Source organism: Brevundimonas sp. UBA7534, from assembly GCF_002479325.1.
In the GTDB taxonomy this organism is placed as follows: Bacteria; Pseudomonadota; Alphaproteobacteria; order Caulobacterales; family Caulobacteraceae; genus Brevundimonas.
Map to the genome: position 1 here is coordinate 18442 of NZ_DLMO01000108.1, position 8716 is coordinate 27157.

Here is an 8716-nt window from a genome sequence, read left to right on the forward strand (position 1 = left end):
AAGCTTTGGGGGATTCTCCGATGAAGATGGTCACATTGGGTCTGGCTCTGCTCGCGTTGATCGGCGCGGCCTGTTCGGAAAAGGCCGGTGCTCAATCAAGCTCCGCGTCCGTCGCCCAGGCCGAAGGCGCGCCCTATGTTTTGAAAGGCACCCAGGTCTGGAGTGTGCCCGACCCCGTCTCCGGTCGCGATTACGAAGTCTTCGTCAGCCTGCCCGCCAGCTATGAAGCAAACCCTCAACGTCGGTACGCGGTGCTGTATGTCACCGACGCCGATTACGCCTTTCCGATCATCCGCCAGATCGCCCGTCGCGTGAACCTGGACGGCCCGGTTATCGAGGAGTTCATTCTAGTCGGCCTGTCCTATTCGCAGGGGGACAGCGGCACGGTCAGCCGCAATCGCGATTACACTCCCACGCCGAACGGCCCCAGCAGCGCCAGTTCAACCCTGCACGGCGGGGGCGCAGCCTATCAGGCTTATCTGCAAGCCCAAGCAATTCCCTTCGTCGAGGACCGTTTCCGCGCCGACCCGGCCAGACGTGTGATGTTGGGCCATTCCTATGGCGGCCTGCTGGGCGCCCAGATCATGTTCACGGACCCCGGCCTGTTTTCAGCCTATGTGCTGGGCAGTCCGTCGTTCTGGTTTGATCGCCGCCACATCATGAAAATGGAGGCGGATTACGCCCGCGCGCACGACGATCTGCCTGCCGATGTCTTCATGTATGTCGGCGCATGGGAAGTGCCCGGCCCGGACCGGCGCAACACTTCGGGCGCAGACATGGTCGGCGATGTGCAGACGATGGAACAAACCCTGAAATCGCGCGCCTATCCCAATCTGAATGTGCGCTCGATCGTGCTGCAGGACGAAGATCACCTGACCATCGCTCCGGTCGGCTTCACCCGTGCGCTGAAGGCCGTTCTGCCCGCCGAATCCTGAGTCGCGTCTAGGCCGTCAGCATCCGCTTCACCACGGCCTTGAACGGCGCGGTCGCCTGTCCGGCCCTCAGCGCTATGCCACGCGCCAGACGTGCGGGGGGCGCTTCTTCGGTGAACAGACGCACAAGAACATTCGTCCCTTGATACAGCGGCCAGCACGCCATGCGGTGTTCATGTTGATAGCGGGCCAGCAGACGCCCCGCGCCGATGTCCCCGCTCGGCGCGCTCCGCACCACCTTGGCCAGCGTCTCCTGTCCCTTCAGACCCAGGTTGAAGCCGTGCGCCGTCACCGGATGCATCCCCACCGCCGCATCGCCGATCAGGGCGAACCCCTCGCCGGCGAACCGGCGGCTCCATGTGACGGCCAGCGGATAGGCGTGGCGCGTCCCCACCAGTTCCAGCCCGGTCAACCGTCCCTTCAGCCGCCGTTCCATCTCGATGGCGAAGGCCTCGGGCGTCAGGCTCATCAGCGCCGCGATGGCCGGCGCCGCCAGGGTCAGGACGACAGACGACACGCGCTGCTCCGCATCCGCCACCGGCAGCAGGGCGACCGTCTGGCCGTGGTCGAACCATTCGGTCGCCACATGGCCGTGCGCCTGGTCGTGCCGCATCCGGCACACCATCATCGACCGTCCCAGCCGGTCGATCTCGGCCCCCACGCCCAGTTGGTCGCGCAGGAAGGAAAAGCGGGAATCGGCCGCCACGACCAGCCGGGCGCGGATCGTCGTCCCGTCGTCCAGCGTCAGCCGGCCACGCGGCGCAGCGGCTTCGATCGCGCAGGCCGAGACCCGCCGCCCGGCCATCAGTTGGACCCCCGCCTGTTTGTCCACGATCTCGAACAGCGCCTGACGGATAAGGTGATTGGGGATCAGCACGCCCAGCCGTTCCGCCGACGCCGTCCCGAACGTCAGGGCGAAGGGCGAGCCGCCGTCCAGCACCCGCGCCTGGCGCAGGTCCGAAATCTGCTCCGCCGGCACCCGAGCCCACACCCCCATCGTCTTCAGCAACCGGATCGAGTGGTGCGTCAGGGCGATCTCGCGCCCGTCGAAGGGCGGGTTACGCAGCGACGCCTCGTCCTGCCGCTCGATCAGGCCGACGGACAGTCCCGATCCCGCCAGCGACCGCACGAAGGCCAGGCCCGCCGGCCCGGCCCCGACCACGGCCACGTCGAAGATCGAATCCTGGATCATCGCCGGTTCCTGCCCGATCTCGCGCGCGTCGCCCTTGATGCAGCGCAAATCAGCGCGGGCGCGGGCAGGTCGCGGCCTTGGCCATCTCGGCTTCCAGCACTGACTTGACGGCCAGCGGCGTATCGGTGGCGATCACCGTCACCCCCTGGCGCGCCAGATCGCGATATTCCGACACGTCGCCGTCCGCCGCATAGCGATCGTCGCGCCGAACGCCTTCGGCGCCCAGGGTGCCGAACTGGACCTCGACCCCGGCGTCGCGCAGCGCGCGCCACAGCGTCGGCCGCTCCTCGCGCGTACCCGTCCAGGCCAGGACCTGCGCCGGGTCCAGCCCCCGCAGCTCGTCCGTTCCGTCGAGGCCGGCCGAGATCATCATCTCCGGCGCCATCGCCGCCACGGCCCGCGCGTCGGCGTCGGTGTAGGTGATCAGGATGACCCGGTCCTGGGCGCCCGAGCGGCGCACCTGGTCGATCACCGCCCGCGCCAGGTCGACCGTGCTGCCGCCCTCGGCGGGCTTCAGGTCGATGCTGGCGATGGCGCCCACGCGGCCGGCGGCGTCCAGCGCCTGGCCCAGGGTCGGCGGCGCCTCGCGCGTCAGGGCGCCGTTCGACGCCCGCAGCCGCGCGCGCCTGACCTGGGCCAGGGTCATGTCCGCCACGCGGCCGCGTCCGGTCGTCGTGCGCTGCATCGTCTCGTCGTGCATCAGGACCAGCGCGCCGTCGCGCGTCAGCACGGCGTCCAGTTCCAGGATGGCGTTCGGAATGGCCCGGCCGGTCGCCTCGATGGCGGAAACGGAGTTCTCGGGCTGATCAGGCGCAGACACGGCCCGGTGCGCGGATACGGCCACGCCGCCGGTCTCGCGAAGACAGTCGAAAAAACCGGCCATCGCCGGCCCCTGCGCGGGGCTGTCCAGCGCCGGACCGGACCCCACGCATCCGCCCGTCGTCAGCAACAGAGCCAGGACGGCCGTCGTCGAATATCGGATCATGGGGGTCTCCGGTGAAGCGCGCGGGACCAGACCGCGCGCCCGCTCTCGGGTCAAGGGGTCGGATCGCCCTTGCCCCGCGCCCGTCGCCGACGCATTTTGCGCCAAACCAACAGGGGGAGCGAATCAACGTGCAGGATCTGGTCGCGCCGACCGTGGCGACGCTCGCCCTCGTGGCGTTGGGCGGCTACCTGCTGGGCTCCATTCCATTCGGCGTGGTCATCACCCGCGCGGCCGGCGCCGGCGACGTGCGCAATATCGGTTCGGGCAACATCGGCGCGACCAATGTGCTGCGCACCGGCCGCAAGGACCTGGCGCTGGCCACCCTGCTGCTGGACGCCGGCAAGGGCGCGGCCGCCCTGCTGATCGCCCGGCATCTGTTCGGCAGCGAACTGGCCGGCGCCATCGCCGGCGGCGCGGCCTTCCTGGGCCACCTGTTCCCCGTCTGGCTGAAGTTCAAGGGCGGCAAGGGCGTGGCCACCTTCTACGGTCTGCTGCTGGCGGCCGCCTGGCCGCTGGGCCTGATGGCGGGCGCGGTCTGGCTGATCTGCGCCTTGCTGTTCCGCTATTCGTCGCTGTCGGCCCTGATTTCCTCGGCCTCGGCCCCGCTCCTGGCGTTGCTGCCGCTGACGGCTGTGGGGCTGCCCGTGTCGACCCCGATCCTGGCGCTGACGATCTTCGCGGCGGTGCTGATCTGGGTGCGCCACCAGGAGAACATCGCCCGGCTGCTGAAGGGCCAGGAGCCCCGCATCGGAGCCAAGAAGGCGTGAGCTTGTCGCGGGACGAGCGTTTCGCCCGTCTGCGGCTGGCCCGCACCGACCGCATCGGCCCCGTCGCCTTTTCCCAGCTTCTGGCCCGCTTCGGCTCGGCCGGCGCGGCGCTGGACGCCCTGCCCGGCCTGGTCCGAAAGTCTGGAGCCGCCTCCGTTCCCCCGCCCGTCGCCGCCGTCGAGCGAGAACAGGAGGCCGGGATGCGCATGGGGGCGCGGCTGGTGGTGCTGGGCGACGCCGACTATCCGGCCCTTCTCGCGGAACTGGACCCGCCGCCCCCGATCCTGTGGACGCGCGGCGAGGTCGCCCTTCTGAACCGACCCTGCGTAGCCATCGTCGGCGCCCGCATAGCCTCGGCCGGAGGCCAGCGGATCGCGCGCGGCCTGGCCGGTCAGTTGGGCCAGGCGGGCCATATCGTCGTCTCGGGCCTGGCGCGGGGCATCGACGCCGCCGCGCACGAAGGCGCCCTGCCGACCGGGACCGTCGCCGTCTTGGGCGGCGGCGTGGACGACGTCTATCCGCCCGAGCACGCCGACCTCTACGCCCGGGTGGTCGAGCAGGGCTGCGTCGTCTCCGAAAGCCCGATCGGGGCCCGCGCCCAGGCCCGCGACTTCCCGCGCCGCAACCGCATCATCTCGGGCCTGTCGCGCGGCGTGGTGGTGGTGGAGGCCGAGATCCGCTCCGGCTCCCTTATCACCGCGCGCCTGGCGGCCGAGCAGGGCCGCGATGTCTTCGCCGTCCCCGGCTCGCCGCTGGACCCGCGCGCCCGCGGTCCCAACGAACTGCTGCGCCAGGGCGCCATCCTGTGCGAGGGGATCGAGGACATTGAGCGCGCCTTCACCACCCTGCGCACCCTGCGCGAGCCGCCGTCCCAGCCGCTGACCTATCAAGGAGACCTGGACGACGCCCTGCTGGATCGGGTCGCCGCCCTGCTGTCGCCGACGCCGACCCCGCGCGACGAGATCGCCCGAGCTTTGAACATGCCGGTCGCCCAGGTCGCCGCCGCCCTGCTGGAGCTCAGCCTCGCGGGCCGCGCCGAACTGTTGCCCGGCGGCCTGGCGTCGCTCTAGCTCAGGCCGGCGGCGCGCCCGCGACCTGGGCCACCAGCTCCAGCATCGCCGCCAGCCGCCCATCCCCTTCGTCGCGAGCCATGCGCGCCATCTCCAGCGCCATCGCGCCGATATATTCCCGCGTTGGAAACGCCGCCGCCTCGATATTGGAACGTCCGGGGGTCGTCGGTGCCGATTTGCGTCGCGCCGCGCTCATGATCGCCTCCGTTGAAAGCCGACAATCTAGACGCGCGTGATTAAAAGACAACTACCTTAAGCTGTAACACGCGGGAAGCGATTGACAGCAGCGCTCGCGCCAACCACGTTCGCACCCCTTCCCGAGACTGACCCCATCATGAACCTCGTCATCGTCGAGAGCCCCGCCAAGGCCAAGACCATCAACAAATATCTCGGCGCGGACTACGAGGTCCTGGCGTCCTACGGCCACGTCCGCGACCTGCCGTCGAAGGACGGCTCGGTCCTGCCCGACGACGACTTCTCCATGCATTGGGAGGCCGACGCCAAGGGCGCCAAGCGCCTGTCCGAGATCGCCGAGGCGGCCAAGCGCGCCGATCGCGTCATCCTGGCCACCGACCCCGACCGCGAAGGGGAAGCGATCAGCTGGCACGTGCTGGAGGTGCTGAACAAGAAGAAGGCGCTGAAGGACACGCACGTCGAACGCGTCACCTTCAACGCCATCACCAAGTCCGCCGTGCTGGAGGCCATGGCCAATCCGCGCCAGCTGGATATGGAGCTGGTCGAGGCCTATCTGGCCCGCCGCGCCCTGGACTATCTGGTCGGTTTCACCCTCTCGCCGGTGCTGTGGCGCAAGCTGCCGGGCGCCCGATCGGCCGGCCGCGTGCAATCGGTGGCCCTTCGCATCGTCGTCGATCGCGAGATGGAGATCGAGAAGTTCAAGCCGCAGGAATACTGGTCCATCGAGGCCGACCTGAACGCCGACAGCCCGCCCTTCACCGCGCGTCTGGTCAAGCACGCCGGCAAGCGCGTCCAACGCCTGGACATCAAGGACGAGGCCACCGCCTCGGCCGCGCGCGCCGCCATCCAGGCCGGCGACTTCACCATCAATTCGATCGAGAAGAAGCCGGTCCGACGCAATCCGGCCCCGCCCTTCACCACCTCGACCCTGCAGCAGGAAGCCGCGCGCAAGCTGGGCTTCACCGCCCAGCGCACCATGCAGGCAGCGCAGAAGCTGTACGAAGGCGTGGACGAGACCGGCGGCCTGATCACCTATATGCGGACCGACGGCGTGTCGGTCAGCCCCGAGGGCCTGGCCCAGGCGCGCGAGGTCATCGGCAAGGAATACGGCCCGGCCTACGTTCCGTCGGAGCCGCGCTATTATAAGGTGAAGGCCAAGAACGCGCAGGAAGCGCACGAAGCGATCCGGCCGACCAACATCGCCCGCCACCCTGACAGCGTTCGCCTGGATAGCGACCTGCAGCGGCTCTACGAGCTGATCTGGAAGCGCATGGTCGCCTCGCAGATGGAGGCCGCGCGCCTGGACCGCACCACGGTCGAGATCGAGACCTCCGACGGCCAGACGGGCCTGCGCGCCACCGGCCAGGTCGTGGTCTTCGACGGCTTCATCGCCGCCTATGAAGAAGGCCGCGACGAAAAGCAGAAAGGCGCCGAGGACGAGGACGACGAAGGCGGCCGCCTGCCCGCGCTGAAGGAAGGCGCGCGCGCCAAGGTCGACGCCATCCGCACCGACCAGCATTTCACCGAACCGCCCCCCCGCTATTCGGAAGCCACCCTAGTCAAGAAGCTGGAAGAGCTGGGCATCGGCCGCCCCTCGACCTACGCCTCCACCCTGTCGACCCTGCGCGACCGCGAATACGTCCGCGTCGACAAGAACCGCTTCTACCCCGAGGACAAGGGCCGCCTGGTCACGGCCTTCCTGGAGCAGTTCTTCAGGAAGTGGGTCGAATACGACTTCACCGCTGCCCTGGAGACCCAGCTTGACGAGGTCTCGGCCGGCGATCTGAACTGGAAGGTGCTGCTGCGCAACTTCTGGCAGGACTTCCACGCCGCGACGCAAGCCGCCGGCGAACTGCGCACCACCGCCATCCTGGACGCCCTGAACGAAAGCCTGGGCGCGCACATCTTCCCGGACAAGGGCGACGGCTCCGACCCGCGCGAATGCCCCTTGTGCCATCAGGGCCAGCTCAGCCTGAAGACCAGCCGCTTCGGCGCCTTCATCGGCTGCTCGCGCTATCCCGACTGCAAATACACCCGCCCCGTCGCCAGCCCCTCGGCTGAGGACGGCTCGGCCGAGAGCGGCGACCGCGAACTGGGGATCGACCCTGAGACCGGCCAGCCGGTGCAGCTGAAGATCGGCCGCTTCGGCCCCTATGTCGAAATCACGCCGCCGGACGGCGAAAAGCCGAAACGCTCGTCCCTGCCCAAGGGCTGGTCGCCGGCGTCGCTGACGCTGGAGCAGGCCCTGCGCCTGCTGTCCCTGCCGCGCGAGGTCGGGGCCCACCCGGAGGACGGCAAGCCGATCACGGCGGGCCTGGGCCGCTACGGCCCGTTCGTCCTGCACGCCGGGACCTACGCCAACGTCTCGGACATCGAGGAGGTGTTCGAGGTCGGCCTGAACCGCGCCGTCGCCCTGCTGGCCGAAAAGCGCGCCGGTCGGGCCGGTCGCGGCGCCGCGGCGGCCCCGCTCAAGGATCTGGGTGCCCACCCGGAAACGGGCGATCCGATCCACGTCATGGCCGGCCGCTTCGGCCCCTATGTGAAGTCGGGCAAGATCAACGCCACCCTGCCGCGCGGCACGGCGCCCGAAGACCTGACGCTGGAGGCCGCCCTGCCCCTGCTGGCCGCCAAGGCCGGCGCGGCGCCGAAGAAGAAGGCGCCCGCCAAGAAGGCTGCTGCGAAAAAACCCGCAGCGAAGAAGGAACCCGCGGCCAAGAAGCCGGCCGCGAAGAAGGCGCCGGCCAAGAAGGCCAAGGCCGCCGAAGCCGAATAAAGGAAAACGCCCCCGCTCTTGCGAACGGGGGCGTTTTTCTTGGAAGCGAACCTGATCTACCGTCCCGCGACCAGTTCATTGCGGACGCGGCGTCCCAATGGATCGCGCCCCGGCCAGCTCTCACCCACGGACGCCTCGATATATGGGGTGCAGAATCGCGAAATGATCATGCGGGGGCGAATCTCGTTCAGGCAGATCTTGTCGCCTTCGCGCGCCCAGCGAGCCGTCAGACGGCGCCCGTCTGAAAACAGGGCGCGATAGGCCCCGTCGCGATCAAACCAGTGTTTGACCCAATCGCCGTCAGGATAGTGGGAGACAACCGTATTGCCGAACGCCGCCTGCATGGCGTCAGCAGCCCGTCCACGATCCGACGCCTTGGCGCTGACTGGAGCGACAAGCATCACCGCGATCAATACGGCAGCGCGCATTCGACATCCTTCTCCCAGTCCCCGAGGCGACCATACAGCCCGCGCCGCTGTTGCCAAGCGGAGCCATTGCGAACGGAAATACTTGACTGACGAGTAGGGCTTTCTTTATACGGCCGCAGGCTCGGAACAGGACTGGCGATGCGCGCCGCCCGCTCGCCCACGAGGGGCGGTTCCGTCAGCTGAAGGCGTTTGCGAACGTTATCCTCCGTCCCTTCAGGACTGCATGACTGAGTTTTCCAAGCTGGGCCTTTCGCCCACGACCCTGCAGGCGGTCGCCGATACCGGCTACACGACCGCCACCCCCATTCAGGAACAGGCCATCCCGGTGGCCCTCGCCGGACGCGATGTCCTCGGCATCGCCCAGACCGGCACCG

The 8716-nt window shown here is 68.8% G+C and carries 8 protein-coding genes and 1 pseudogene; 5 read left to right on the forward strand and 4 right to left on the reverse strand.

What is annotated here, in order from left to right; translation table 11 throughout:
* Positions 1-20 precede the first annotated feature (20 nt).
* Entirely contained in the window at positions 21-935 is a 915-nt protein-coding gene (locus B2U11_RS08465) for an alpha/beta hydrolase (protein ID WP_292071064.1), read from the forward strand.
* 7 nt (positions 936-942) lie between these two features.
* Here B2U11_RS08465 and ubiM read toward each other — a convergent pair whose 3' ends face one another.
* Together ubiM and B2U11_RS08475 are read right to left on the reverse strand one after the other, a co-directional pair.
* The gene (gene ubiM, locus B2U11_RS08470; RefSeq protein ID WP_292071065.1) at positions 943-2124 is read right to left on the reverse strand and encodes a 5-demethoxyubiquinol-8 5-hydroxylase UbiM; all 1182 of its coding nucleotides are present in this window, start codon (positions 2122-2124) and stop codon (positions 943-945) included.
* 49 nt (positions 2125-2173) lie between these two features.
* Positions 2174-3109 carry a glycerophosphodiester phosphodiesterase family protein gene (locus B2U11_RS08475; RefSeq protein ID WP_292071066.1) on the reverse strand — a complete coding sequence of 312 codons (936 nt, stop codon included), beginning with the start codon at positions 3107-3109 and terminating at the stop codon, positions 2174-2176.
* 128 nt (positions 3110-3237) lie between these two features.
* Here B2U11_RS08475 and plsY point away from each other — a divergent pair, with 128 nt between their 5' ends.
* Complete coding sequence (gene plsY, locus B2U11_RS08480; RefSeq protein WP_292071067.1) at positions 3238-3876, forward strand: glycerol-3-phosphate 1-O-acyltransferase PlsY; 639 nt, start codon at positions 3238-3240, stop codon at positions 3874-3876.
* Positions 3873-4946 carry a DNA-processing protein DprA gene (dprA, locus tag B2U11_RS08485; RefSeq protein WP_292071070.1) on the forward strand — a complete coding sequence of 358 codons (1074 nt, stop codon included), beginning with the start codon at positions 3873-3875 and terminating at the stop codon, positions 4944-4946. The genes plsY and dprA overlap by 4 nt, the downstream gene beginning before the upstream one ends.
* Before the next feature lies 1 nt (position 4947).
* Here the strand turns inward: dprA and B2U11_RS08490 are convergent, their stop codons facing one another.
* Positions 4948-5142 carry a hypothetical protein gene (locus tag B2U11_RS08490; protein ID WP_292071072.1) on the reverse strand — a complete coding sequence of 65 codons (195 nt, stop codon included), beginning with the start codon at positions 5140-5142 and terminating at the stop codon, positions 4948-4950.
* Between the two features lie 138 nt (positions 5143-5280).
* Between B2U11_RS08490 and topA the strand changes: the two genes are divergently transcribed.
* Complete coding sequence (topA, locus tag B2U11_RS08495; protein ID WP_292071074.1) at positions 5281-7914, forward strand: type I DNA topoisomerase; 2634 nt, start codon at positions 5281-5283, stop codon at positions 7912-7914.
* A gap of 56 nt (positions 7915-7970) precedes the next feature.
* Here the strand turns inward: topA and B2U11_RS08500 are convergent, their stop codons facing one another.
* Positions 7971-8318, reverse strand: a complete 348-nt coding sequence (locus tag B2U11_RS08500; protein ID WP_292071075.1) for a hypothetical protein — start codon at positions 8316-8318, stop codon at positions 7971-7973.
* A 247-nt stretch (positions 8319-8565) separates the two neighbouring features.
* On the opposite strand from B2U11_RS08500, the pseudogene B2U11_RS08505 reads away from it, so the two are divergent.
* Positions 8566-8716 (forward strand): annotated as a pseudogene (locus tag B2U11_RS08505) (DEAD/DEAH box helicase); the annotation flags it as partial.

Excerpts from the sequence above, each read along its gene's own strand:
- B2U11_RS08475 (WP_292071066.1), bottom strand. The coding sequence starts at position 3,109 with ATGATCCGATATTCGACGACGGCCGTCCTGGCTCTGTTGCTGACGACG.
- topA (WP_292071074.1), top strand. The coding sequence starts at position 5,281 with ATGAACCTCGTCATCGTCGAGAGCCCCGCCAAGGCCAAGACCATCAAC.
- ubiM (WP_292071065.1), bottom strand. The coding sequence starts at position 2,124 with ATGATCCAGGATTCGATCTTCGACGTGGCCGTGGTCGGGGCCGGGCCG.
- B2U11_RS08465 (WP_292071064.1), top strand. The coding sequence starts at position 21 with ATGAAGATGGTCACATTGGGTCTGGCTCTGCTCGCGTTGATCGGCGCG.
- B2U11_RS08490 (WP_292071072.1), bottom strand. The coding sequence starts at position 5,142 with ATGAGCGCGGCGCGACGCAAATCGGCACCGACGACCCCCGGACGTTCC.